The following is a 23,944-nucleotide window of genomic DNA, read 5'->3' as shown; positions in this document are numbered from 1 at the left end:
CGGCCCGACCCGCTCGCCCCCGGGGTCGGCGGGTCAGTCCTCGGCTTCGAGTTGGTCGTGGTCGCGGTCGTCCGACTCCTCGAACTCCTCGCTGTCGTCGTACGCCTCGGTGACGGTGACGCGCGCGCGCATGATCCGAGTGTTGTCGACCTCCTCGATCCGGATGGTGATCCCGTTGTACTCGATCTCCTCGCCCTCCTCGACGAGCCGGCCCGCACGGTTGAACACGAACCCGGCGAGCGTCTCGAACTCCTCGCCCTCGGGGAGGTCGATCCCGAGCAGTTCGTTGACCTCGTCGATGTTGACCTCGCCGCGCATCACCACCGTCTCGTCGTCGACGAACTCGAACGGTTCGTCCTCGTCGCCCTCGAGGATCTCGCCGACGATCTCCTCGACCATGTCCTCGAGCGTGAGGATCCCCTCCGTGGTGCCGAACTCGTCGATCACGACCACCATCTGCATGCGCGACTCCTGCATCTCCTCGAGCAGTTCGTCGGCGTTCTTCGACTCGGGGACGTGCAGCGTGGGCTGGACGACGCCCGCGAGCGTCGGCTCCCCCTCGCCGTAGTAGTAGGCGCGCACCAGGTCGCGGATGTTCACGACGCCGATGATGTTGTCGAGGTTGCCCTCGTAGACGGGGACGCGCTCGTGGTCCGACTGGACGCACGTCTCGATCGCCTCCTCGACGGTGGCGTCCTTCGGCACCGCGGTCACGTCGAGCCGGGGGGTCATCACCTCCTTCGCGATGGTGCGGTTGAACCGGAAGATCCGGTCGAGCATCTCGCGCTCCTCCTCCTCGATAACGCCCTCGCGCTCGCCGGTCTGGATCATGTCCTGGATCTCGTCGCGCGTGACGTACGAGGTCTCGATCGCCGACCGGCCGCCGGTCACCTTGTTGACCAGCCGCGTGAGGTGGTCGAACGTGACCACCAGCGGGAGGAGCAGCAGTTCAGACAGCTGAAGCGGCCGCGCGATCCGGAGCGCCCACGACTCGGTGTTCTCGACCGCGTAGCTCTTCGGCGCCGACTCGCCGAACAGCAGCACGAGCGAGGTGATCCCGAACGTGGATACCAGGACGGCGGTGCCCGCGTTGTCGACGTAGATGCCGACCAGCGCGGTCGCGAGCGACGACATCGCGATGTTGACCAGGTTGTTCCCGACGAGGATCGTGACCAGCAGGCGGTGCGGGTCGGACTTGAGCTCCTTGACCGCCTCCCCTCCCGGGAGTCCCTCCTCGACCAGGTGGTCGACCCGGTGGGCCGCGAGCGAGAACATCGCTATCTCCGACGAGGAGAAGAACGCCGACAGGCCGATCAGGACGGCGATCGCGAGACTGCCCGCGATCGCGATCGTCGTCCCGTTGATCGGAACGACGTCGAGCGCACCTCCGAGTTGCGCGGGAACGACTAGAGGGGAGTATTCCGGCGACAAACCCATGTGATACGGGGGTTTGAGTCGGCCCGGAATTAAGCGTTGTCCTCGTCGTCCCGCCGGTCCGGCGCGGGTGCCGGCGCCGAAGGGATTACCCCCCTGCTCGCCGTACGTCCGCGCATGTCCGACGACCCGGATATCACGCTGTACCGTCTTCAGGCGTGTCCGTTCTGCGAGCGCGTCGTCCGCGCACTCGACGAGCACGGGCTGTCGTACGACTCCCGGTTCGTCGAGCCGATGCACTCCGAGCGGAACGCCGTCGCGCGGATCACTAGCAAGCGGACGGTGCCCGCGATCGTCGACGAGTCGACCGGCGTCACGATGTCCGAATCGGCCAACATCGTCGAGTACGTCGAGCGGACGTACGGCGACGGCGCCGACGCCGCGTCGGAAGCCGAGTCGGGGACGGGCGCCGCCGGGGGTGCGTGAATGCCGGAGTTCGACGTGGTCGAACTCCCCGAGGCGGACCACCCCGAGGCGGGCGAGGAGGCGCCCGACTTCACCCGCCCGCTCGTGGGCGCGGAGTACTGGTCGGACGCGTCGCTCTCCGAGTTCACCGACGAGGGTCCCGTCCTCCTGGTCTGTTTCCCGATGGACGGCGCGTTCCCCGCGACGTACGTCTGGAACGAGATCAGGGACCGAGGATGGGGCGGCGACGACGCCGACCTCACGGTGCTCGGCGTCTCCATCTCGACGCCCTACGAGCACGGGACGTTCCTCGACGAGCGGGGGATGGAGTACCGACTGTTCTCCGACCCCGACGCGGGCGTCGCCGAGTCGTACGGGATCGAACACGACCTCGACGGGATGGCGGGCGTCACGGAGCACCGGCCAGCGGTGTTCCTCGTCGACGGCGACCGCACGGTGCGGTACGCGTGGGCGGCGAGCGAGTGGCCCGACTTCCCCGACTACGACGAGGTCGAGGCGGCGCTCGACGACCTGTAGGGACCGATGACCACCGACCCCGACGCCGACGCGGTCGAGCGGGCGGCCGAGGCGGTGCGTGCGGGCCGCCCGGTCGTCTACCCGACCGAGACGGTGTACGGTCTCGGCGCGGACGCGACCGACGCCGACGCGGTCGAACGGGTGTACGACGCGAAGGGCCGCCCGCGCGCGAAGCCGCTGTCGGTCGCGTTCGCCGACGCGGACGCCGCGCTCGCGGCGACCCGCGCGGGCGACCGCGCCGAGCGGTTCGTCCGCGCGTTCCTCCCTGGCCCGGTGACGGTCGTGGTCGAGCGCGGTCCCGACTTCCCCGACGTCCTCACCGCCGGCGAGGAGCGCGTCGGGGTCCGCGTCCCCGACCACGAGGTGGCGCGGGCGCTCGCGCGGGCGGCCGGCCCGGTCACGGCGACCAGCGCCAACCGGTCGGGCGCGGGGAGCGTCCGCCGGGTCGACGACCTCGACCCCCGCGTCCTGGAGGCGGTCGGAGCGGTGCTCGATACGGGCGAGACCCCCGGCGGCGAGAGCACCGTGGTCGACCCCGAACAGGGGCTGATCCACCGCGCCGGTCCCGCCGTGGACGCGGTCCGCGAGTGGCTCGCCTCGAACCCCTGACTTACAGCCCGAGCAGCGACCGCAGGCTCCGCGTCCGCACGCCGCACTCGTCGGCGTACGCACAGCGCTCGCAGTTCGACCGCGCGCCGCCGCGCAGCCGCGGCGGCGGGCCGTCGATCCCCCGCGCGGCGCGGAGCGCCCGACGGTACGCCGCGGTCTTCCGGACGCCGACGCGGACGCTCCTCACGACGCCGTGGGCGGGGTACTCCACGAGCGCGCGCGGCACCTCGCGGTCGCGCTCCCACGCGAGCGCCTTCGCGGCCGCGACCGCCCGCACCGCCTGCGGCTCCCAGACGCCCGACTCGGGCGGCGCGCCCGGCGTGACGATAGTCGGCACCGGCGGCTCCCCGTCGGTTCCGTCCCCGTCGGGTTCGAGCAGTTTGTACGCCAGCCCGTGTGCGTCCTTCCCGGCGAGGAAGACGCGCGTCCCCGCGGGGTCGGTCAGGCGGTCGTAGTCGTCGCGGTCGGCCACCCGCGCGAGCGCCGCGCGGTACTCCGTCGGCGGTCGGTCGACCGGCGCGGATTCGAGCGCCGCGTCGTCCATCGCCCGGAGGTCGGGGTAGCGGTACGCGAGGTCGACCCGCTCGCGCGCCGCGGGCGGCGGGTCGCGGTCGTCCTCGCGTCTGGCGTAGTACAGTTGACGCGGGCAGTAGGCGGCGCGGGCGAGGTCGGAGAACGCGACCGAGTCCGGGCGGGGGCGCGAACGGGACACGCGCCGGGGTGGTCGCGTCCCCGTACTTGAAGTTGAACTTGAACCCGGACCCGGCTCCGGACTCGCCCCGCCGGTCGACCACCGTCGGTCGACTCGGCGGCGGAGGGGCCACCGCGGCGGGGACCGGACGAGTGGGCGTCGCGCGAGCGGGTCGCGCGGTCCGGCCGTCGGTCGTGCGGGGCGGTCGCCCGATCGGATCAGAAGGAGACGTCGGTCTCCATGTCCTCGGTGGCCTCCTGGAGACCGTCCTCGTGGGCGTCGGCGGTGAGCCCGCCCTCCAGGTCGGCGTCGGCGAGGAGTTCGTCGAACTCGTCGCGGAAGCGGTCGTTCGCGCGCGTCGACTCCATGTCCGCCTCCACCACCTCGGTGTAGCGAGCGACGGTCGGCTCGTCGCTGTCGAGTCGCTCGGCGCGGTCGGCGAGCGGCACCTCCTCGACGTGGAGCGACCGGAGGTCGTCCAGGTCGAACGGCGCCTCGCGGTCCGACTCGCGCACCAGGTGGACGTCCATCCGCGCGTCGAACACCTCGTCTTCGTCGACGCCGAGCGCCTCCGCGATGGCGGCGTCGTCGGCGCCGTCGTAGTACAGTTCGACCACGCGTTCGAGTTCGGGGTTCGAGCGGTCGGAGGCGAACTCGTAGCGGTCGCGCATCATCCCGACCAGTTCGCGGACCCGCGCCTCGTCCCCCTCGCGGTCCTCGTCGGCCAACGACCCCGGCGACTCCTCCTGATTCTCCGTGACCGTGTCCGACCCGGTGGTCTCGACGAAGATGTCCCTGAGTTCCGCCGTCTTCTCGTCCATCTCTCGCACATCACGCGAGCGAGATACAAAAGCCTGTGGGGCGCCGCACGGCGGCTGTACCGACCGTATTCGGCGGATTCGCGAACTGACCGACGCGAGGCGAACCGCGGGTCGTCACCCGTCGAACCCGCGGCGTCCGCGGCGGCCGGTCGCGGGGGGCGTGTACCGGGCGAGCGGACCGCCGCGCCGCGGAACCCGGCGGGGCCGTAAAGCTTGCCAAGACTTAACGTCGCGCGCGGTCGGGCTACGCGCATGCAGTCCGAGGTGACCCGCGAGACGTTCTGGACGGTCGGACCGGTCGGGAAGGCCGTCTTCTACTTCCTGTCGGCGCTCGCGGTCGTCTACTTCGTCTACGGGACGTACGCCCGGTTCGCGCGGTACGCCGAGGGGGCCGACGAGCCGTTCGACCGCCTCGACGACCTGCCCGGCCGGGTCGTCGCCGCCGCGGGGACGGTCGCCTCGAACCGGGGCCAGTTCGACCGCGACCTGTACGCGGGCGTGATGCACTCGTTCGTCGTCTGGGGCTTTCTCACCCTGCTCGTCGGGACGACCATCCTCGGCGTCGACATCGACCTCTGGCGGCCCGCCGTCGGGGAGTCGTTCTTCGTCGGCGAGTTCTACCTCTCGTACTCGTTCGTGATGGACGCGATGGGGCTGTTGTTCGTCGTCGGCGTCGGGATGGCGCTCTACCGCCGGTACGCCGAACGCGAGGGGCGGCTGTGGGGGAGACACACCTCCTTCGAGGACGACGCGTTCGTCTGGACGCTGTTTCTGCTGGGCGCGGGCGGCTACCTCCTCGAAGCGGTCCGGATCGTCGGCTCCGCCGGGATGGCGAGCTACGAGCGGGTGTCGTTCGTCGGCTTCTTCCTCGCGGGACTGCTCTCGGAGGCGGGGCTCGGTCCCGCGGCGGCCGAGACGCTGTACCACTGGGGCTGGTGGAGCCACGCGCTGCTCGCGTTGGGCTTCGTCGCGTTCCTCCCGGCGGGCAAGCCGTTCCACATGATATCGAGCTTCGCCAACGTGGTCACGCGCGACGAGAAGGCGGGCGTCCGCCTCCCCGGGGTGCCCGCCGACGCCGCGCCCGACGAGATCGGTTACACCTCGCTCGACGACGTCTCGTGGCGGCACCTGCTCGACCAGGACGCCTGTACGAAGTGCGGCCGGTGTTCGTCGGTCTGTCCCGCGAAGGCGTCGGGCCGGCCGCTCGACCCCCGCGACGTGATCCTCGACTTGAAGAACTACCGGCAGGACCGGGACGCCGGGCGGACCGAGGAGGTGGACATCGTTGCGGACGGCGGCGACTCCGTCGTCGCGGCGGAGACGATGGAGTCGTGCATGTCGTGTATGGCGTGTATGGACGCCTGCCCGGTCGACATCGAACACGTGACGGAGTTCACCCACATGAACCGCCGGCTGACCGAGACGGGGCAGATGGACGAGGGCGTCCAAGAGGCGATGATGAACGCGTTCCAGAACGGCAACACGTTCGGCGAACCCGCGCGCACCCGGCCCGAGTGGACCGACGACCTGGAGTTCGAGGTGCCCGACGCGCGCGAGGAGGCGGTGGAGTACCTCTGGTACGTCGGCGAGTACCCCAGCTACGACGAGCGCAACCGACGGGTGGCGCGCTCGCTCGCCACCCTGTTCGAGCGCGCGGGCGTCTCGTACGGCATCCTCTACGAGGAGGAGCGACACGACGGCAACGACGTGCGCCGCGTCGGCGAGGAGGGACTGTTCGAGATGCTCGTCGAGGAGAACGCCGAGGCGTTCGCCGACTGCGAGTTCGAAGCGGTGGTCACCACCGACCCCCACTCGATGAACACCTTCCGCAACGAGTACCCCGAGATCAGCGAGTTCGACGCGCCGGTCCACCACTACACCGAAGTCGTCGAGGACCTGGTCCGGCGGGGACGGCTGGGTCTCGACGGGACGGAACTCGACTACACGGCGACGTACCACGACCCGTGTCACCTGGGTCGGATGAACGAAGTGTACGAGGCGCCGCGCGAACTCGTGCGCGCGACGGGCGTCCGCCTCGCGGAGATGCCGCGCAACCGCGCGGACTCCTTCTGCTGTGGCGGCGGCGGGGGCGGGCTCTGGATGGAGTTCGACGACGACCCCAAGCCCAGCGAGGAGCGCCTGCGGGAGGCGCTCGAGGACACCGACGCCGGCGGCGACGTCGAGAAGTTCGTCGTCGCGTGCCCGATGTGCGCGACGATGTACGAGGACGGCCGCAAGACCGGCGACTACGAGGCGGAGATCGAGATCGTCGACGTGGCGGAACTGCTGTGTGAGGCGCTCGACGCGAAGGGGGACACGGAGGCTGAGTCCGGGTCGGACTCCGCGTCGTCCGCGGCCGCGGACTGAGCGGCCCGCTCCGAGCGGTCCGCGCCGGCGTCGGGCGGGCTACGACCGCGAGGCGTCGACGTCGATGGCGTCGACCGGGCAGATGTCGACACAGAGCATGCAGTCGATACACTGGTCCTCGCGGGTCGGCTCCACCTTCCGGTCGCTCTCGGGGTGGCCGGGCGTGTCCACCCAGTCGAACACGTCGACCGGGCAGTCCTCCAGACACGCGCCGTCGGCGATACAGACGTCGTAGTCGACCGCGACGTGCGCGCCGTGGATGCCGAGTTTCTCCGGTCGGTCGACCGGACCCCACACGTCGAGCCCGTTCTCCTCGCCGACCCGCTCGCGATTCCCGTCGAAGTTCGGGTCGATTCCCATCGTCTGACCGTAGCCCGGGCGAGTACAAAAGCGTCGGCATCGACTCGGGGGAGCGCGTACCCGCGGACGCGGCGGTCGACTACCGCGCTCGTCGCTCGGCCCGCCCGGTCGACCGCGCCCGCCCCGGTCGGCCGCGCCCGCCGTCCCGCACCGTCACCGGAGCGCCGCGCCCTCGGTCGTGATCCGGGTGGTCTCCGGGAGGGTGTCGTCCGCGCCCACGCCGACCACCGTCTCGCCCACCATCGCCATGGTCGCGGCGCCGCCCGCCCGCTCGACCGCCGCGACCGCCTCGCGGACCCGGTCGCTCGGGAGACCGGTCCGGTCGGCGAACGTCCACGAGCAGTCGAACAGGTCCGCGAGCGGCCCGGCGGGGTCGAACTCCTCGAACGCGTCGTCGGCCGCTCGGCGGACCCGCGCCATCGCGTCCGCGTCGCCGAGCACGTCCGCCGTCCGGCGGTCGCCGTACGTCGCGTACGACACCGCGTCGGTGCGTTCGGCGCGCCCGACCCCGTCGCCGGTGTTCCAGACGAGACCGCCCCGCGCTTGGACGAACACGTCGCCGAGACCGGTCCCCGCCTCCACCTCCGCGCGGTGGGCGGCGGTCACGAGCGCCTCGCGGTCGCGGTTCGGGCCGAACTCGGCGTCGGCCGCGAGCACCGTCGCGAGCGTCGCCGCGCCGCTCGCGCCGAAGCCGGCGCCGACCGGCACCTCGGCGGACAGCGACACCGCGGCGGTCGCGTCGAGTCGGCGGAGCACGCCCTCGACCGGCGGGAACCCGGTCGGTTCGCCGTCGAGTTCGACCGTCGTCTCGGCGGCGGGTTCGACCGTCGCGGTCACGCCGTCCGCGGTGGTGAAACTCGTGCCGAGCGACCCCGCGTCGTCGGACCCCTCGCCGGGCGCGAACACCGTGGTCACGCTCCCGGGGGCGTGTGCCGTAGTCACACCTCGGCGTCGCTCCGGACGTACAAAAAACGTGATAGACCGTCCGTCGGCGCGTGGTACGACCGACCGGTCGGGTGCGGGCTCACCGGGTGCGAACCGCCGCGGCGGCGTACGCGAGCAGACAGGCCGCAACCGCCACGAGCGCGCCCAGCGGCCCGGGTCCCGGGCCCCCGGTCGCGGTGGTGCCGAGCGTCACCCCGCCCGAGTCGGCGGTGGTCGCGCCCGCGGCCGTCGCGTTCGCCGTCGTGTCCGCCGCCGTCGCGGTTCCGGTCGGCGCGTCGCCCGGGTCGTCCGCGCCGGACGGGTCGGGGGTCGGGGCGTCGGTGGGCGTGACGCGCCGCTCGACGGTCAGCGTCCCCCGGTCGACCGTGATACCGCGCGTGACGAGCGTCATCCGGTACGTCCCCGCCGGGAGCGCCCCGCCGGGCGCGCCCTCGACGCTGGCGTCGCGCAGCGTCGCGCCGGCGACGCTCACCGCCGCGCCGGCGTCGCCGCGACCCGCGGCCGCGGCGTCGAGTTCGAGCGTCGCTCCCGCGTCGCCCCCGTTCTCCACGCTCGCCGACAGGCGGAACCCGTCGGGTCCCTCCAGTCGGAACTCGACCCGGTCGACGTCGTGGAACGTGACCCCCACGTCGACGCTCCCCTCGGCGTCGACCGAGAGGTCGCGCGCGGTGAACAGCACGGCGGCGTGGCCGGCGGCGACGCCGCTCGCGGCCACGAGCAGGAGGGCGACCGCGAACGGGACCAGCGACCCGGCCCGACGGGATGGCATCGTCACGGCCGAGGCGACGGGGGCGATTAAATCCGCCGCCGCCGCAATCGCGCCTGATACGCGGGCGCTCAGAGGGCGTCGCTGGTCGTCTCGAGCGCCGCGCGGGCGGGCGGGCGGTCGCGGAGCGGCGCGTCCGCCAGGTAGCCGACGAGCGAGGCGTGGACCGCGTGGACCTCCGCCGGGGCGAACCGGTCGGCGTCGGATTCGAGCGTCCGCAGCGCGTCGAGTTCGGGGTGGCCCTCGTCGTACTCGCCCGCTTCGACCGCCTCGCGTACCCGTTCGAGGAGGGCGGCGTGGACCACCCACGACTCCTCGCGCGTGAACGCGAGCACGGCCGAGCGATCGCGGGCAGGTGCTGACACGGTGGGTAGCACACGACCGAGCTACTTAGGTGTGTGTGTCGTTCGCACGGCTGCCCGATCGGACGCCCGGCCGGCCCGAATTCCGCCACCCGTCCCGCCCGCAGGCAGGGGTACCGGTCGACCGATGGGGACTCCGATGGACCGAGCGGCCGACGGCCGCGGAGACGAACTACTCGAAGGCGGCGATACCGGTCAGGTCCTCGCCGAGGATCAGCGAGTGGATGTCGTGGGTGCCCTCGTAGGTGTACACCGTCTCCATGTTGGCCATGTGCCGCATCGGCGAGTAGTCGGTCGTGATGCCGTTGCCGCCGAGCATCTCGCGGGCGACCCGCGCCTGGTCGCGCGCCGTGCGGACGTTGTTGCGCTTGGCCATCGACACCTGCTGGGGACGGAGTCGCCCCTCCTCTTTCAACGCCGCGAGCCGGTAGGCGAGCAGTTGGGCGGTCGTGACCTGGGTGGCCATCTCCGCGAGCTTCTCCTGTTGGATCTGGAAGCGGGCGACCGGACCGCCGAACTGGTCGCGGTCGAGTTGGTACTCGCGGGCGGTCTCGAAGCAGTCGCGCGCGGCGCCCACCGCGCCCCACGCGATGCCGTACCGCGCCTGCGTGAGACACGACAGCGGCCCCTTCATCCCCTCGACGCCGGGGAGCAGGTTCGACTCGGGTACGCGCACGTCCGAGAGACCGATCTCGCCGGTCACCGACGCGCGCATCGAGAGCTTGTCGTGTATCTCGGCCGTCGTCACGCCGTCGCGGTCCGTCTCGACCAGGAACCCCCGGACGGGGGCGTCCTCGCTCCCGCCGTCCGCGTCGCCTCCGTCGTCGACCAGTCGCGCCCACACCACCGCCACGTCGGCGATGGGCGAGTTGGTGATCCACGTCTTCGACCCGTTCAACACGAACTCGTCGCCGTCCCTCCGCGCTTCCGTCTCCATCCCGCTGGGGTTCGACCCGTGGCCGGGTTCGGTCAACCCGAAACAGCCCACCGCCTCCCCGCGGCCGAGCGCGGGGAGCCACGCCTCCTTCTGCGCCTCGCTGCCGAACGCGTGGATCGGGTACATCACGAGCGCGCCCTGCACGCTCGCCATCGACCGGATCCCGGAGTCGCCCGCCTCCAACTCCTGCATCAGGATACCGTACGCGCGCTCGGAGACGTTCGGCGAGCCGTACCCCTCCAGGTTGGGCGCGTAGAAGCCGAGTTCGCCCATCTCGGCGACGAGGTCGGTCGGGAACGTCCCCGCCTCGAAGTGGTCGCCGATGTCGGGTTCGACCTCCCGTTCGACGAACTCCCGGGCCGTATCCCGGATCAGCCGTTCCTCTTCGGTCAGATCCGCCTCCAGTCCCACGTAGTCGAGCATGCGTACAGGGGGTGGTGCGACGTGAAAAGCGTTCGCGAGCATCGCCGGGTGTGACGCCCCGCGGCGACCGGGGACGGCCGCGGTCCGGCCGGTCGCGTCGGCCCACCCGGCGCCGTTCCGTCCGTCGTCGGCCCGCCCGGCGCCGTTCCGTCCGTCGTCGGCCCGCCGGCGTCCCGCTCAGACGCGCGCGCCGGTCTCGGCGTCGCTTTCGTCGCGTACGCGCCGGCAGTGGGCGGTGAAGTTATCGAACAGCCGTTTCGCCTCGCAGGCGGCGTCGAAGTTCTCGGGCGTCACGCCCGCGAGCACCGCGTCGACCCGGTCGTCGCCCACCGCCTCGCGCTTGCCGTCGGCCACCTCGCGCGCGGTCTCCATGTCGTACTCCGGGTGGAACTGGACGCCCCAGCAACTGCCCGAGCGGAACGCGTGGACGCCGTACTCGTTTCGCGCGAGCAGTTCAGCCGTCGGCGGGAGGTCGACCACCGTGTCGCCGTGGCTCGTGAACACGGTGAACTCCTCGTCGATGCCGTCGAACAGTTCGTCGTCGCCCTCCCGTTCCACCTGGGTGTAGCCGAGTTCGAAGCCGTCCATCCCCCCGACGCGCCCGCCGAGCGCCTCCGCGAGCACCTGGTGGCCGTAACAGACGCCGAGGACGGGCAGGCCGCGGTCGGCGGCGTCGCTCACCCACTCGACCAGCGGCGGGATCCACGCCTCGTCCCAGTAGACGGAGGCGCGCGAGCCGCTGATGACCACGCCGTCCCAGTCGAAGTGGTCGGGGAGGTCACCGTCGTTCACGTCGAACTCCGCGAGGTCGGCGTCGAGTTCGCGGCGGAAGTTCCGCGGCGTGTGCTCCGAGGAGTGTGCGGCGTCGAGAAGGGCGAGCCGTAGCCGTGTCATGGGCACGCATGGGCGAGACGGCGGGAAAAGGGTTTGCGCCGCCGCCAGTCCTTCCGGTGTCCCGTCCCGGCGGGCGACGGGCTACTCCCGGTCGGTCCCGAAGAACGCCAGCAGCCGGTCGTTGACCGTCGGCGCGTCGTCGACGTTCGCGAGGTGGCCCGCGCCAACCACGGGTTCGAACCGCCCGCGGGGGAGCCCCTCCGCGAGCGCCCGGCCCCGTTCGGGCGGGCAGACCGCGTCGGTGCTCCCGTGGAGCACGAGCGCCGGGTTCGTCACCTCGTAGAGCCGGTCGCTCAGGTCGACCCCGTCGAGCGCGGCCCGCGCGGCTTCCCACGACTCGCGGTCGGCGTCCTCCGCGGCGCGCCAGTCGGCGATTCGCTCGGCCACGTCGGGCTGGTCGGCGAGGAAGTCGGCCGACAGCGCGGCCGCCAGCGACGCCTCCGCCTCGTCGGCGTCGTCGGGGTCGGCCCACAGCGCGTCGGGCGCGAGCGCTCCGCCGGACGCGGCGGTCCCGACGAGCGCGAGGTCGGCGACGCGAGACGAGACGGCCGGGTCGAGCGCGGCGGTCAGCGCGACACAGCCGCCCAGGCCGACGCCGACGAGGTGGGCGGAGTCGACGCCCGCGTCCGCGAGCACCGCTTCGAGGTCGGCCGCGAGGTCCGCCGCCGACCACGGGCCGGGCGGCGCGTCCGACCGGGCGTCCGCGTCCGGGTCGCCGGTGCCGCGGGTCGCGGGCACGACGAGTTCGTACGGGCCGGCGAGCGCGGCGTGTTGCCACCCCCACTGCCAGGGGCCGTAGCCGAGTTCGCCACAGAGCGCGACGGCGTCCACGTCGTCGTCGGCGTACGCCGCCCCGTGGGTCTCGTAGTATATCCGCGCGTCTCCGTTGGTGGCGTACGGCACTCTGGTCCGGTGGTTCGTGAGACGGGGGTTTGTATTCGACGGCTCCCGGTCCGCGCGTTCTCCCGGTGAGGTGTATTCGGTAGCCGCAGTGACGACCACCTCGGAAGCCCCCGGGGCGTGGACTCGCGCGACTCGCTGTGCTCCTCGGCTCGGTCGCACTGCTCCCTCGCCTGCGGTGCTTGCGTCGCCGTGCTTCGTCCACGCCCCGGCCCCTTCCAATCCCCCCCCGACGACTCCCTACCGGGCGTCGCCGTCCGGACACCCGAACGGAACGCGTCACGCCGGGGTGTCGGCCGGCGGCGCTCGACCCGCCGACCCTCCGGGTGGGACTGAAAGGGGCCGCGCGCTCCGCGAACCCCGGCGACGCGAGCACCGCAGCGGAGTGAGCGGAGCGAACGAAGCGAGGAGCGCGGCGAGCCGCGGGAGCGGAGCGCGCGGGGGCTTTCGAGGCCACCGTCGCCGTCGTAGTCGCGGCTACTGGGGTCGTCACACGGGGTCCCGCGGTCGTCACTCCCCTCCCACTCGTACCGTCGAATAACGAGCAACATCGACCGGGGACCGCGCGATATTTCCGCCCCAGCCGCCACCCTCCGCGTATGATCGACCTCCGCTCGGACACGGTCACCACGCCGTCCGACGAGATGCGCGAGGCGGCGGCGTCCGCCGAGGTGGGCGACGACGTCTACCGCGACGACCCGACCGTGAACGAACTCGAACGCCGCGCGGCCGACCTGGCGGGGATGGACGACGCGCTGTACGTCCCCTCGGGCACGATGGGCAACCAGGCGGCGATCCGGGTCCACACCGACCGCGGGCAGGAACTGCTCTGTGACGCGCAGGCGCACGTCTACAAGTGGGAACTCGGCGGCATCCCCCAGTTGTCACAGGTACAGCCGCGCACGCTCGACTTCGGCGAGCGGTGCGTCCCCACCCCCGAGCAGGTCCGCGAGGGGTACGTCGCGGAGGACCTCCACCGGCCCGGCACGGGGCTGCTGTGTCTGGAGAACACCCACAACTCCCGCGGCGGCGTCGCCGTCCCCAAGGAACGTATCGACGCGGCGGCCGACGCCGCCCACGACCTCGGGGTGCCGGTCCACCTCGACGGCGCGCGCTTCCTCAACGCCTGCGTCGCACTCGACACCGACCCCGAGGCGATGACCGAGAGCGTCGACTCGGTGATGTTCTGCCTCTCGAAGGGGCTCGGCGCGCCCGTCGGGTCGGTGCTCGCGGGCGACCAGGCGTTCGTCGACCGCGCCCGGCGCACCAGAAAGCTGTTCGGCGGCGCGATGCGGCAGGCGGGGATAATCGCCGCGCCCGGCCTGCTCGCACTGGAGAACGTCGACCGACTCGCCGACGACCACGCCAACGCGGCGCGACTCGCCGAGGGGCTGAACGAGATCGAGGGGCTGTCGGCGTCCGACCCCGACACGAACATCGTGATGGTCGACAGCGAGGCCGCGGGACTCACGGGCGAGGAACTGTCCGCGGCCTGCAAGGAGCGCGACGTGGCGTTCTCGGCGTTCGGCGACTACACCTGCCGGCTGTGTACCAACCTCGACGTGAGCGAGGCCGACGTGGAGGCGGCGCTCGACCGGATCGAGACCGCCGTCGCGGCGGCCTGAGCGGCGGGCCGCGCCCCGCACTCCCTCTCGGCTTCGTCTCCCGTTCTCCGCTCGATCCCGTTCTCGCGGTCAGTTCAGCACCAGAAACCGGTAGTTCAACACGCCCGCGAACGCGACCCACGCGAGGTACGGCACCACCAGCAGCGCCGCCCGGCGGTCGACCCGCCCGAACGCGGCGAGGGTGGCGGCGACGAGGACGAACAGCAGGCCGATGATCCCCAGCGCGACCTGCAGGTCCTGCAGCGCGAAGAACGCCGGCGTCCACGTCAGGTTGACCGCCAACTGGACGACGAACAGCGCGACGGCCGCTCGCCGGTCGCGGCCCGCGTCGGCGCGGAGGACGAGCCACAGCGCGGTCGCCTGGAGCGTGAACAGCGCGGTCCAGACGATACCGAAGACGACCGACGGCGGGTAGATGGCGGGTTTGTCGAGCGCGGCGAACCACGCGGAGTCGGGACCGGCGAGCAGCGCCGGCGCGCTGCCGACGAGGTTGACCGCGACGACGAGCGCGACCAGTCCCAGCGGGCCGTCGAGGCGGTCTGCGGGGTCGCGGGTCGCCGTCCGGGTCGGTGTGTCCATACGGGAGGTGACGCGCCCGCGTGTGATAAAATCGCTCCGCGCGTTCGCCCCGCGCGACGACCGACGGTCCGAGCCGCGCGGCGCGGGGCGGACCGGTGTGCGCCCGCTACCCGCTCGTCTCGAACTCGAAGCGCGCGCCGCCCGCCCCGCCGTCGGTCACGCGGACGGTCCAGCCGTGCGCCTCGGCGATGCGCCGGACGATGGGGAGACCGAACCCGGTCCCGCCGTCGGTGGTGGTGTGGCCAGCGTCGAACACCCGCTCGCACTCGGCGTCGGGGATGCCGGGGCCGTCGTCGGTGACGGCGAACCCCCGTCCGGTCGCCGCCACGCGGACCGACACGCCGTCGCCGCCGTGTTCGACCGCGTTGCGGAACAGGTTCTCGAACAGTTCGCGCAGCCGTTCGGGGTCCGACGACACCGTCACCCCCTCGGCGGCCGACGCGTCGAGGCGCGCGTCGGCGGTCTCGACGCTGTTCCACGCGCCCTCGGCGGCCCAGTCGAGCGCCACCGGCTCGGGGTCGCCGACCACCCGACCCTCCCGCGCGAGCGCGAGCAGGTCGTCGACCAGGGTGCGCATCCGGTCGATGGCATCGTCTATCGTCCGGAAGTGCTCGGGGTCGCCGGTCTCGCGCGCGAGTTCGAGGTAGCCGTCGGCGATGGACAGCGGGTTGCGGAGGTCGTGGCTCACCACCGACGCGAACTCGTCGAGCCGCTCGTTCTGCCGCTCCAACTCGCGTTCGCGCTCCTTACGCGCGGTGATGTCGGAGTAGATTGCGTAGCCGCCGACGTTGGTCTCGTCGCCCGTCAGCGGCACGACGAACACGAGGAAGTCGCGCTCGCCGTCGGCGGTGAGCCGGCGGACCTCCCGGCGGACCGTCTCGCCGCGTTCGAGCCGGTCGTTCATCTCGGCGGCCTCCGCCTCGGCCTCGGGGTCGGCCGGCACGACCCGGTCGTCGATCCGTTCGCCGATCACCGCCTCGGCGTCGTAGCCGAACGACTCCTCGAACCTGCTGTTCACCTCGCGAACCACCGGCTCGCCGTCGACCAGTTCGAACGCGAGCGCGGCGTCGGGGACGTTCTCGAACAGCGCCGACAGCCGGTCGCGCTCCGCGCGGAGACCGTCCTGGGCGCGGACCCGTTCGATCGACACCGCGACGTGCGCCATCAGCAGTTCCGCGCGGTTGACGTCGTCGTCGTCGAACGCGCCGGGGTCGGTCCCGACCGCCTGGAAGACGCCGTGGTCGCCGACCGGGACGCTCAGACCCGACCGGTACTCCGCGCGCGCCGGGTCGGCGTCGGCCGACTCCTCGACCCGGTCGATCAGCACCGACTCGCCCGTGCGGGCGGTCCTGCCGGCGACCCCCTCCGAGACGTGCATCGGCCGGGCGCCGTCGGGGTGGCTGCCGGCGGACGCACCGACGGGCACCAGCGTCTCCCCCTCGTGGAACATGAGCACACACTTGTCGAACTCCAGGACGCCCTCGGCGGCGCCGACCGCGCGCTCGACCACCTCGGCTTCGGTGTCGGCGGTGGCGATGTCGGCGGCGGCGGCGTGGAGCCGCTCGACGACGCCGCGCGACTCGCGGAGCGCCGCCTCCGAGCGGACCCGCTCGCGGGTCGCGTCGACACAGGAGACCAGAAGCTCAGCGAGTCCGACGTCGGACTCGTCGAACGCCTCCGGCTCGGCCGACAGCACCTGGAACACCGCGTCGTCGCCCACCGGGACGCTGATCGCCGACCGTGTCTCCGGGTGTTCGGGCCGCGCGTCGGGGTCGGTGCGGGTGTCGGTCACGAGCCGCGGCTCCCCCTCCTCGAACGTCCGCCAGAGGACGCCCCGCTTGGACACCCGCTCGGGCACGTCGTCGTCGGTCCCGGCGACGGGGACGAACGCCTCGCCCGTCCACCGCAGGAGGTACGACCGGTCGAAGTCGAGCACGCGCGCGGCGATTTCGACCGTCCGTTCGAACAGGTCGGACTCCGTGTCGGCGTCGATCAGCCGGGGGATCGACTCGTGGAGCCGGGTCACCTTCGTCTCGCGGCGCCGGAGGTCCGCCTCGGCGCACAGCCGGCCGTACGCCTGCGCGACGTGCGTCGCCAGCAGCGCCGCGAGTTCGCGGTCGCGCTCGTCGAACGCGTGCGTCCGCGTCGACGCCGCGTGGAACACGCCGTACTCGCCGACCGGGACGCTGACGAACGACCGGATCTCGTCGTGGGGGTCGTCGACGTCGACCGCCGGGTCGTCACACGCCTCCACGTCGGTCACGAGTATCGGCTCGCCCCGCCGGTACGTCTCGCCCGTGACGCCGTAGTCGAGCGGTAGCCGGTCGGGGTACGCCTCCGCGCGCCCCTGTTTTATCACGGCGGCGAACGCGTCGCCCTCGCGGACCCCGACCCAGTTGTGGTCGAACGACAGCACCCGCCGGATCACGCCGGCGGTCCGCTCGAACAGGTCGTCGACGCTCGGCGCGGCCGCGATCTCGGCGGCGCCGTCGTGGAGGCTGGTGACGCGACGGCGCGCCTCGCGGAGTTGGAGCCGCGTCTCGCCCGCCGCCGCCCACTCCACCTCCCGGAGCAGGCAGTCGAGCGGGTCGCCCGCGTCGGCGACGAACCCGTCGACGTACGCCGCCTCCGGCGAGTCGTCCGCGAGCGCGACCACTGGGACGCCCCGCCGTCCAAGCGCGCCGACGCTCGCGTCGTCGAGCGCCCCCGCGGCGTCACCGCACACCACCGCCGCCGTCGGCGTCACACCCTCGTCGTCGAGTTCGGCCAGCGCCTCCCGGACGCCGTCGACCCCGACGTGCCGGGTCTCCACGCCTGCGCGTGCCTCGAGCGCGTCGCCGACCGGGTTGGGCGGGCCGACGACGAGTAGCGTGTGAACGGCAGTCATATCGGTATCGTCTCTGCCGGAGTGTCCGCTCAACTACGTATAAACTCCCCTCCCCGATTATCGCTCCGCGAATCGGGTGCGGGCGGCGCTCGCGGCGGTTCACGGCCGTCCCGCCGGGGCGACGCGCCCCGGAACCCTTTTGGACGGCGACCGGGCATCACTCCCTAATGAGCGACCTCAGCGCGGAGTACCGCCTCGAGTACTTCGAGGAGGAGGGGTTCCACAGGCGGGAGTGTTCCGCCTGTGGGGACCACTTCTGGACGCGGGACCCCGAGCGCGAACTGTGCGGCGAGCCGCCCTGTGAGGACTACTCGTTCATCGACGACCCCGGGTTCGCGGAGTCGTACACGCTGACCGAGATGCGCGAGGCGTTCCTCTCGTACTTCGAGGCGAACGGCCACGAGCGGATCGAGCCGTACCCGGTGGCCGCGAACCGCTGGCGCGACGACGTGTTGCTCACGCAGGCGTCCATCTACGACTTCCAGCCGCTGGTCACGTCGGGCGAGACGCCGCCGCCCGCCAACCCGCTGTGCATCTCCCAGCCGTGCATCCGGATGCAGGACATCGACAACGTGGGCAAGACCGGCAGACACACGATGGCGTTCGAGATGATGGCCCACCACGCGTTCAACGCCCGCGAGGAGGTGGGCGACGAGTACGCCTACTCCGGCGAGGTGTACTGGAAGGACGAGACCGTCCGCTACTGCGACGGCCTCTTCGAGTCGATGGGCGCGGATCTGGAGGAGATCACGTACATCGAGGACCCGTGGGTCGGCGGCGGCAACGCCGGTCCCGCCATCGAGGTGATCTACAAGGGCGCCGAACTCGCCACGCTCGTGTTCATGTCGATGGAGCAGGACGACGACGGCGAGTTCGAGATGAAGGACGGCAACCGCTACTCGAAGATGGACACGTACATCGTCGACACGGGCTACGGGCTCGAGCGGTGGACCTGGATGAGCCAGGGCACCCCGACGGTGTACGAGGCCGTCTACCCCGACGCGATCGACTTCCTCAAGGAGAACGCGGGGGTCGAACTCACCGACGACGAGGCGGAACTCGTCCACCGCGCCTCCAAACTCGCCGGCCACCTCGACATCGACGAGGCGGAGGACGTCGAGGCCGCCCGCGACAACATCGCGGACAAACTCGGCGTGGAGACCGAGCGGCTCACCTCGCTGCTCCGTCCGCTGGAGGACATCTACGCCATCGCCGACCACTGCCGGACGCTCGCGTACATGTTCGGCGACGAGATCGTCCCCTCGAACGTCGGGACGGGCTACCTCGCGCGGATGGTGCTCCGGCGGACCAAACGCCTCGTCGACAACGTCGGCGTCGACGCGCCGCTGGACGAACTCGTCGACATGCAAGCCGAGCGGCTGGGCTACGAGAACCGCGACACGATCCGCGACATCGTGCGCACGGAGGTGGAGAAGTACCGCAAGACGCTCGACCGCGGCGCCCGGAAGGTCGAGGGGCTCGCCGACGAGTACGCCGGCACGGGCGACCCCATCCCGGTCGACGACCTGATCGAACTGTACGACAGCCACGGCATCCAGCCCGACATGGTCCGCGAGATAGCCGAGGAGCGCGGCGCGACCGTCGAGGTGCCCGACGACTTCTACGGGCTGGTGGCGTCGCGACACGACTCGGCGGCCGGGTTCGGCGGCGCGGCGGAGGCGGACGAGCGGCTGGCCGACCTGCCCGAGACGGAGCGGCTCTACTACGACGACGCCGAGCGCACCGAGTTCGAGGCGGTCGTCCTCGACGTGTTCGACCGCGAGGAGGGGTACGACGTGGTGTTAGACCAGACGATGTTCTACCCCGAGGGCGGGGGCCAACCCGCCGACCGCGGGACGCTCTCGACCGACGACACGACCGTCGAGGTGGAGGACGTCCAGAGCCACGACGGCGTCGTCGTCCACCGGACCGACGCCGACCCCGGCAAGGGGGAGTTCGTCCGCGGACAGGTCGACGCCGAGCGGCGGTGGCGGCTGATGCGACACCACACCGCGACCCACATCGTCGGCGCGGCCGCCCGCGAGGTGCTCGGCGAGCACGTCCGGCAGGCGGGCGCCCAGAAGGGGCTCGACTCCTCGCGGCTCGACGTGAGCCACTACGAGCGGGTCGGACGCGAGCAGGTCAAGGAGATAGAGCGGGTGGCCAACGACCTGGTGCGCCGGAACGTCCCGGTGAAGTCGGCGTGGCCCGACCGCCACGAGGCCCAGGAGGCGCACGGCTTCGACCTGTATCAAGGGGGTATCCCGCCGGGCGAGCGCATCCGGACCGTCACCGTCGGCGAGGAGGTCCAGGCGTGTGGCGGCACCCACGTCTCCCGAACCGGCGACATCGGGACGATCAAGGTGCTCAAGACGGAACCGGTGCAGGACGGCGTCGAGCGCATCGTGTTCGCCGCGGGCGAGGCGGCCGTCGACGCCACCCACCGCACCGAGGACGCGCTGTACGACGCCGCGGCGACGCTCGACGTCGACCCCGACGACGTGCCCGAAACCGCAGAGCGGTTCTTCGGCGAGTGGAAGGAGCGCGGCAAGACCATCGACCGCCTGAAGGACGAACTCGCGGAACTGCGCGCGCAGGCGGGCGGCGAGGAGGTGGAGCTCGACGGCACCACCGCGGTTGTCCGGCGGATGGACGCCGACGCCGACCAGTTGCGCGCGACCGCCAACGCCCTCGTCGACGAGGGGAAGGTGGCGGTGCTCGGCTCGGGCGCGGACGGCTCCGCGACGGTGGTGGTGGCGGTCCCCGACGGCGTCGGCGTCAACGCCGGCGAGGTGGTGAGCGAACTCGCGGGCCGCGTCGGCGGCGGCGGCGGCGGCCCGCCCGACTTCGCGCAGGGCGGCGGCCCGGACGTGGACGCGCTCGACGACGCGCTCGACGACGCGCCCGACGTGCTCCAGGCCGTCTTGAACGCCTGAGACCCCGGCGGCGTCCGACCGACCGCTCGGGCCGCGGTTCCGAAAACCGTAATCCGTCGGCGCGGGACCGTGAGACGATGGACCCCAGAGTACGGGAACACGCCGAGACGATCGTCGACCACTCGGTCGACCTGCAACCGGGCGACGACCTCGTGGTGTTGCTGCCGGCGGAGGCGGAGGACCTCGCGGTCGCCGTCCACGAACTCGCGGGCGACCGCGGGGCGAACCCGGTGTACCTCAACAACTCCGACCGCGCCGAACGGGCGTTCCTCCGCGCGCGCGACGACGAGTTCGAGACGCCCGACCACGAACTCGCGCTCTACGAGAACGCCGACGCGGTCGTGATCGCCCGCGGCGGAGCGAACGCCACGGAGAAGGCGGACATCGACCCCGCGACGACCGCCGCGCACAACCGCGCGACCCGGCCGGTCCAGCGCGAACGCCTCTCGAAGCGGTGGTGTCTCACCCAGTACCCCACCGCGGGGCACGCCCAACTCGCGGGCATGAGCACCGAGGCGTACGAGAACTTCGTCTACGACGCCGTCTCGCTCGACTGGGAGGCGCAAGGTGAGTTCCAAGAGCAGATGGTCGACGTCGTCGACGACGCCGACGAGATCCGCATCCGCTCGGGCGAGGGGACCGACGTGACGATGTCGGTCGCGGGCAACACCGCCGTCAACGACACCGGCGAGAAGAACCTCCCCGGCGGCGAGGTGTTCACCGCGCCCGTCCGCGACAGCGTCGAGGGCGAGGTCCACTTCGACATGCCGCTCTACCGGCAGGGCCGCGAGATCGAGGACGTGCGCGTCCGCTTCGAGGCGGGCCGCGTGGAGTCGTACTCCGCGGCGCGCAACGAGGCAGTCCTCGACGGCGTGTTCGACACCGACGAGAGCGCCCGCTACCTGGGCGAACTCGGGATCGGCATGAACCGCGCCATCGACCGGTTCACGTACAACATGCTGTTCGACGAGAAGATGGGCGACACGGTCCACATGGCGGTCGGGAGCGCCTACCCCGAGTGCGTCGGCGAGGGCAACGAGGTGAACGAGAGCGCCGAACACGTCGACATGATCGTCGACATGTCCGAGGCGTCGACCATCGAGGTGGACGGCGAGGTGGTCCAGCGGGACGGGACGTTCGTCTTCGAGGACGGGGCGTAACCCGCCGAACGCGGCCGCGCGGAGCCCACCGGGCGACCGAACCGGCCCGAAAGGCCGTTACACTAATACGTTTCCCTCGTAATTCCCTCCGGGAGCTTTATGACCGTGTAACCGTGTGTCACGCTCGTGCCGAAGGTCACCTGTCCGGACTGCGGCCGCCACATCGGGATGCACGAACTCGAAGCGAAGACGACGGCGCAGTCAGGCGGCTTCTCGACGCGCTATCGCTGTCCGTTCTGCCGGACGGACATGGACGACGTCACCGACCACCTGGCGTAGCGGCGCGCCGGTTCTCCGGCGCTCATCCCCCCGCCGACCGCAGTCTCGCCCTCGACTCACTCCTCCTCGTCGACGTCGAGTTCGAACTGGGCGTTCTCGACGACGGTGTTGAGCACGACCGAGGTGTTGGTCTCGCGGATGTCGACGTCCGACAGCAGTCCCTTGATCCCGTCGTTCATGTCGTCGGTGTCGAGGAACTTCCCGATCGCTATCACGTCGTAGTCGCCCGTCACCTCGTAGACGGACACCATCTGTTTTTGCTCCTCCAGACGGTCGGTGATCTCGGGCAGGGCGTCGCCCTCCACCTTCAACTGGACGATGGCGGTCACGTCGTACCCCAGGCGGTCGTAGTTGACCCGCGGGGTGTACCCCTGGACGACGCCCTCCGACTCCAGGTCACGGAGGTGGTTGGAGACGGTGGTCACGGAGACGTCGAGCTCTTCGGCGAGACTGCGGAGGCTCGCGCGTCCGTTTCCGAGCAGGGCGTTGACGAGTTGGGCGTCGAGATTTTCGTACGTCATTACACGCCGGCACTACCTCCACCCATTATAATTTAACGAATGTCCACTCACTCTCACCCGAGCGGACGCTTGCACGTACCGACAAGGATTTTATAGTGGATGTGTATCGGACAGTCGTTCGAGAACATGACAGACGACACGGTGACACCCGATGGCGGGCTAAGCGAAGAGGAGCAGCGTGTGATCGACCAGATCGAGGAGAAGGGGATCGACTTCCTCCGACTCCAGTTCACCGACATTCTCGGGACGGTCAAGAACGTCTCGGTTCCGGCGACGCAGGCGGAGAAGGCGTTCACCGAGGGTATCTACTTCGACGGGTCGTCGATCGACGGCTTCGTCCGGATCCAGGAGTCGGACATGCGGCTCAAACCCGACCCCGAGACGTTCGCGGTCCTGCCGTGGCGGACGCGCGAGGAGGGCGGCGGCGCCGCGCGCCTCATCTGTGACGTGATGGACACGTCGACCGGCGAACCGTTCGAGGGCGACCCGCGGGGCGTGCTCAAGAGCGTCCTCGACCGCGCCGAGGAGATGGGCTTCGAGGTCAACGCCGCGCCCGAACCCGAGTTCTTCCTGTTCGAGGAGGACGAGGACGGCCGCGCCACCACGAAGACCAACGACGCGGGCGGCTACTTCGACCTCGCGCCGAAGGACCTCGCGAGCGACGTCCGCCGCGACATCATCTACGGCCTCGAGGACATGGGCTTCGACATCGAGGCCAGCCACCACGAGGTGGCCCAGGGGCAACACGAGATCAACTTCGAGTACGACGACGCGCTCTCGACGGCGGACAACGTCGGCACCTTCCGGACGGTCGTCCGCGCGATCGCGGCCCAACACGACCTCCACGCGACGTTCATGCCCAAGCCGATCGCCCGGATCAACGGGTCGGGCATGCACACCCACATCTCGCTGTCGACCGAGGACGGCGAGAACGCGTTCCACGACGAGGACGACGAGTTCAACCTGAGCGAGACCGCCAAACAGTTCATCGCGGGGATCCTCGAACACGCGCCCGCGATCGCGGCCGTCACCAACCCGACCGTCAACTCCTACAAGCGGCTGGTGCCCGGCTACGAGGCGCCCGTCTACGTCGCGTGGTCCGACCGCAACCGCTCGGCGCTGATCCGCAAGCCCGCCGCGCGGATCCCGGCGGCCTCCCGGATCGAGGCGCGCTTCCCCGACCCCTCGTGTAACCCGTACCTCGCGTTCGCGGCGCTGATCACCGCCGGTCTCGACGGCATCGAGCAGGGGCTGGAGTGTGACGACCCCGTCCGCGAGAACATCTACGAGTTCGACGAACAGAAGCGCGAGGAGTACGGCATCACCACCCTGCCGTCGAACCTCGGCGAGGCGATCGACGAGTTCGAGTCGGACGAGGCGGTCCAGGAGGCGCTCGGCGACCACATCAGCGAGAAGTTCGTCGAGGCCAAGACGGCCGAGTACGACGAGTACCGCGTCGAGGTCTCCGACTGGGAACTCGACCAGTACCTCGAGACGTACTGAGTT

The 23,944-nt window shown here is 71.2% G+C and carries 22 protein-coding genes; 9 read left to right on the top strand and 13 right to left on the bottom strand.

Annotated features, from left to right (window positions below):
• Positions 1-33 precede the first annotated feature (33 nt).
• Positions 34-1,437, bottom strand: coding sequence for a hemolysin family protein (locus K933_RS08015; RefSeq protein ID WP_023394203.1), 1,404 nt, complete (start codon positions 1,435-1,437; stop codon positions 34-36).
• A gap of 114 nt (positions 1,438-1,551) precedes the next feature.
• Between K933_RS08015 and K933_RS08010 the strand changes: the two genes are divergently transcribed.
• Genes K933_RS08010 through K933_RS08000 form a run of 3 tightly spaced genes read left to right on the top strand, consistent with a single transcriptional unit; the run spans position 1,552 to position 2,985 of the window.
• Complete coding sequence (locus tag K933_RS08010) at positions 1,552-1,860, top strand: glutaredoxin family protein (protein ID WP_023394202.1); 309 nt, start codon at positions 1,552-1,554, stop codon at positions 1,858-1,860.
• On the top strand, positions 1,861-2,376 hold the full coding sequence (locus K933_RS08005) for a redoxin domain-containing protein (RefSeq protein ID WP_023394201.1): 516 nt from the start codon (positions 1,861-1,863) through the stop codon (positions 2,374-2,376). It begins immediately after the preceding gene.
• A gap of 6 nt (positions 2,377-2,382) precedes the next feature.
• Positions 2,383-2,985: an L-threonylcarbamoyladenylate synthase gene (locus K933_RS08000; RefSeq protein ID WP_023394200.1), complete on the top strand. Its 603-nt coding sequence runs from the start codon at positions 2,383-2,385 to the stop codon at positions 2,983-2,985.
• Position 2,986: 1 nt separating this feature from the next.
• On the opposite strand, the gene K933_RS07995 is transcribed toward K933_RS08000, so the two are convergent.
• Both K933_RS07995 and K933_RS07990 read right to left on the bottom strand, forming a co-directional pair.
• Positions 2,987-3,697 carry a hypothetical protein gene (locus K933_RS07995; protein ID WP_023394199.1) on the bottom strand — a complete coding sequence of 237 codons (711 nt, stop codon included), beginning with the start codon at positions 3,695-3,697 and terminating at the stop codon, positions 2,987-2,989.
• 197 nt (positions 3,698-3,894) lie between these two features.
• A complete protein-coding gene (locus K933_RS07990; protein ID WP_023394198.1) occupies positions 3,895-4,497 on the bottom strand; it encodes a hypothetical protein in 603 nt (200 codons plus the stop codon).
• Between the two features lie 252 nt (positions 4,498-4,749).
• Here K933_RS07990 and K933_RS07985 point away from each other — a divergent pair, with 252 nt between their 5' ends.
• Positions 4,750-6,864, top strand: coding sequence for a (Fe-S)-binding protein (locus K933_RS07985; RefSeq protein WP_023394197.1), 2,115 nt, complete (start codon positions 4,750-4,752; stop codon positions 6,862-6,864).
• Between the two features lie 39 nt (positions 6,865-6,903).
• Here the strand turns inward: K933_RS07985 and K933_RS07980 are convergent, their stop codons facing one another.
• The 7 genes from K933_RS07980 to K933_RS07950 all read right to left on the bottom strand — a co-directional run bounded on the left by K933_RS07980 (position 6,904) and on the right by K933_RS07950 (position 12,454).
• A complete protein-coding gene (locus tag K933_RS07980; RefSeq protein WP_023394196.1) occupies positions 6,904-7,224 on the bottom strand; it encodes a 4Fe-4S dicluster domain-containing protein in 321 nt (106 codons plus the stop codon).
• A gap of 153 nt (positions 7,225-7,377) precedes the next feature.
• A complete protein-coding gene (locus K933_RS07975) occupies positions 7,378-8,166 on the bottom strand; it encodes a GHMP family kinase ATP-binding protein (protein ID WP_023394195.1) in 789 nt (262 codons plus the stop codon).
• Between the two features lie 82 nt (positions 8,167-8,248).
• On the bottom strand, positions 8,249-8,938 hold the full coding sequence (locus K933_RS07970) for a hypothetical protein (RefSeq protein ID WP_023394194.1): 690 nt from the start codon (positions 8,936-8,938) through the stop codon (positions 8,249-8,251).
• 68 nt (positions 8,939-9,006) lie between these two features.
• Positions 9,007-9,300, bottom strand: coding sequence for a DUF7853 family protein (locus K933_RS07965; protein ID WP_049947703.1), 294 nt, complete (start codon positions 9,298-9,300; stop codon positions 9,007-9,009).
• Positions 9,301-9,469: 169 nt separating this feature from the next.
• On the bottom strand, positions 9,470-10,657 hold the full coding sequence (locus K933_RS07960) for an acyl-CoA dehydrogenase family protein (protein WP_023394192.1): 1,188 nt from the start codon (positions 10,655-10,657) through the stop codon (positions 9,470-9,472).
• Positions 10,658-10,834: 177 nt separating this feature from the next.
• A complete protein-coding gene (locus K933_RS07955) occupies positions 10,835-11,551 on the bottom strand; it encodes a type 1 glutamine amidotransferase (RefSeq protein ID WP_023394191.1) in 717 nt (238 codons plus the stop codon).
• Between the two features lie 81 nt (positions 11,552-11,632).
• A complete protein-coding gene (locus tag K933_RS07950; RefSeq protein WP_023394190.1) occupies positions 11,633-12,454 on the bottom strand; it encodes an alpha/beta fold hydrolase in 822 nt (273 codons plus the stop codon).
• Positions 12,455-13,050: 596 nt separating this feature from the next.
• Between K933_RS07950 and K933_RS07945 the strand changes: the two genes are divergently transcribed.
• Positions 13,051-14,076, top strand: coding sequence for a threonine aldolase family protein (locus K933_RS07945; protein WP_023394189.1), 1,026 nt, complete (start codon positions 13,051-13,053; stop codon positions 14,074-14,076).
• Positions 14,077-14,145: 69 nt separating this feature from the next.
• On the opposite strand, the gene K933_RS07940 is transcribed toward K933_RS07945, so the two are convergent.
• Both K933_RS07940 and K933_RS07935 read right to left on the bottom strand, forming a co-directional pair.
• Positions 14,146-14,655 (bottom strand): TspO/MBR family protein, encoded by a 510-nt coding sequence (locus tag K933_RS07940; RefSeq protein ID WP_023394188.1) that lies wholly within the window; start codon positions 14,653-14,655, stop codon positions 14,146-14,148.
• Between the two features lie 106 nt (positions 14,656-14,761).
• The gene (locus K933_RS07935) at positions 14,762-17,542 is read right to left on the bottom strand and encodes a GAF domain-containing protein (protein ID WP_023394187.1); all 2,781 of its coding nucleotides are present in this window, start codon (positions 17,540-17,542) and stop codon (positions 14,762-14,764) included.
• Positions 17,543-17,709: 167 nt separating this feature from the next.
• On the opposite strand from K933_RS07935, the gene alaS reads away from it, so the two are divergent.
• From alaS to K933_RS18655, 3 genes are all read left to right on the top strand, one after another.
• The gene (alaS, locus tag K933_RS07930; RefSeq protein WP_023394186.1) at positions 17,710-20,478 is read left to right on the top strand and encodes an alanine--tRNA ligase; all 2,769 of its coding nucleotides are present in this window, start codon (positions 17,710-17,712) and stop codon (positions 20,476-20,478) included.
• A gap of 77 nt (positions 20,479-20,555) precedes the next feature.
• Positions 20,556-21,638: an aminopeptidase gene (locus K933_RS07925; protein ID WP_023394185.1), complete on the top strand. Its 1,083-nt coding sequence runs from the start codon at positions 20,556-20,558 to the stop codon at positions 21,636-21,638.
• Between the two features lie 126 nt (positions 21,639-21,764).
• Entirely contained in the window at positions 21,765-21,917 is a 153-nt protein-coding gene (locus K933_RS18655) for a hypothetical protein (RefSeq protein WP_023394184.1), read from the top strand.
• A 56-nt stretch (positions 21,918-21,973) separates the two neighbouring features.
• Here K933_RS18655 and lrp read toward each other — a convergent pair whose 3' ends face one another.
• Positions 21,974-22,438 (bottom strand): HTH-type transcriptional regulator Lrp, encoded by a 465-nt coding sequence (lrp, locus tag K933_RS07920; RefSeq protein ID WP_023394183.1) that lies wholly within the window; start codon positions 22,436-22,438, stop codon positions 21,974-21,976.
• Between the two features lie 126 nt (positions 22,439-22,564).
• Between lrp and glnA the strand changes: the two genes are divergently transcribed.
• Entirely contained in the window at positions 22,565-23,941 is a 1,377-nt protein-coding gene (gene glnA, locus K933_RS07915) for a type I glutamate--ammonia ligase (RefSeq protein ID WP_023394182.1), read from the top strand.
• Positions 23,942-23,944 lie beyond the last annotated feature (3 nt).

The organism is Candidatus Halobonum tyrrellensis G22, from assembly GCF_000495475.1.
GTDB lineage: Archaea > Halobacteriota > Halobacteria > Halobacteriales > Haloferacaceae > Halobonum > Halobonum tyrrellense.
Note: the sequence above shows the minus strand (reverse complement) of the source record. Positions and strands in the feature narration are given on the sequence as shown.

Bases quoted from the DNA above. Each gene is read 5' to 3' on its own strand.
- K933_RS08015 (WP_023394203.1), bottom strand. From the start codon at position 1,437: ATGGGTTTGTCGCCGGAATACTCCCCTCTAGTCGTTCCCGCGCAACTC.
- K933_RS08005 (WP_023394201.1), top strand. From the start codon at position 1,861: ATGCCGGAGTTCGACGTGGTCGAACTCCCCGAGGCGGACCACCCCGAG.
- K933_RS07960 (WP_023394192.1), bottom strand. From the start codon at position 10,657: ATGCTCGACTACGTGGGACTGGAGGCGGATCTGACCGAAGAGGAACGG.
- K933_RS07940 (WP_023394188.1), bottom strand. From the start codon at position 14,655: ATGGACACACCGACCCGGACGGCGACCCGCGACCCCGCAGACCGCCTC.
- K933_RS07935 (WP_023394187.1), bottom strand. From the start codon at position 17,542: ATGACTGCCGTTCACACGCTACTCGTCGTCGGCCCGCCCAACCCGGTC.
- K933_RS07980 (WP_023394196.1), bottom strand. From the start codon at position 7,224: ATGGGAATCGACCCGAACTTCGACGGGAATCGCGAGCGGGTCGGCGAG.
- K933_RS07925 (WP_023394185.1), top strand. From the start codon at position 20,556: ATGGACCCCAGAGTACGGGAACACGCCGAGACGATCGTCGACCACTCG.
- K933_RS08000 (WP_023394200.1), top strand. From the start codon at position 2,383: ATGACCACCGACCCCGACGCCGACGCGGTCGAGCGGGCGGCCGAGGCG.
- alaS (WP_023394186.1), top strand. From the start codon at position 17,710: ATGAGCGACCTCAGCGCGGAGTACCGCCTCGAGTACTTCGAGGAGGAG.
- K933_RS07990 (WP_023394198.1), bottom strand. From the start codon at position 4,497: ATGGACGAGAAGACGGCGGAACTCAGGGACATCTTCGTCGAGACCACC.
- K933_RS07970 (WP_023394194.1), bottom strand. From the start codon at position 8,938: ATGCCATCCCGTCGGGCCGGGTCGCTGGTCCCGTTCGCGGTCGCCCTC.
- K933_RS07985 (WP_023394197.1), top strand. From the start codon at position 4,750: ATGCAGTCCGAGGTGACCCGCGAGACGTTCTGGACGGTCGGACCGGTC.
- K933_RS07945 (WP_023394189.1), top strand. From the start codon at position 13,051: ATGATCGACCTCCGCTCGGACACGGTCACCACGCCGTCCGACGAGATG.
- lrp (WP_023394183.1), bottom strand. From the start codon at position 22,438: ATGACGTACGAAAATCTCGACGCCCAACTCGTCAACGCCCTGCTCGGA.
- K933_RS08010 (WP_023394202.1), top strand. From the start codon at position 1,552: ATGTCCGACGACCCGGATATCACGCTGTACCGTCTTCAGGCGTGTCCG.
- glnA (WP_023394182.1), top strand. From the start codon at position 22,565: ATGACAGACGACACGGTGACACCCGATGGCGGGCTAAGCGAAGAGGAG.
- K933_RS07955 (WP_023394191.1), bottom strand. From the start codon at position 11,551: ATGACACGGCTACGGCTCGCCCTTCTCGACGCCGCACACTCCTCGGAG.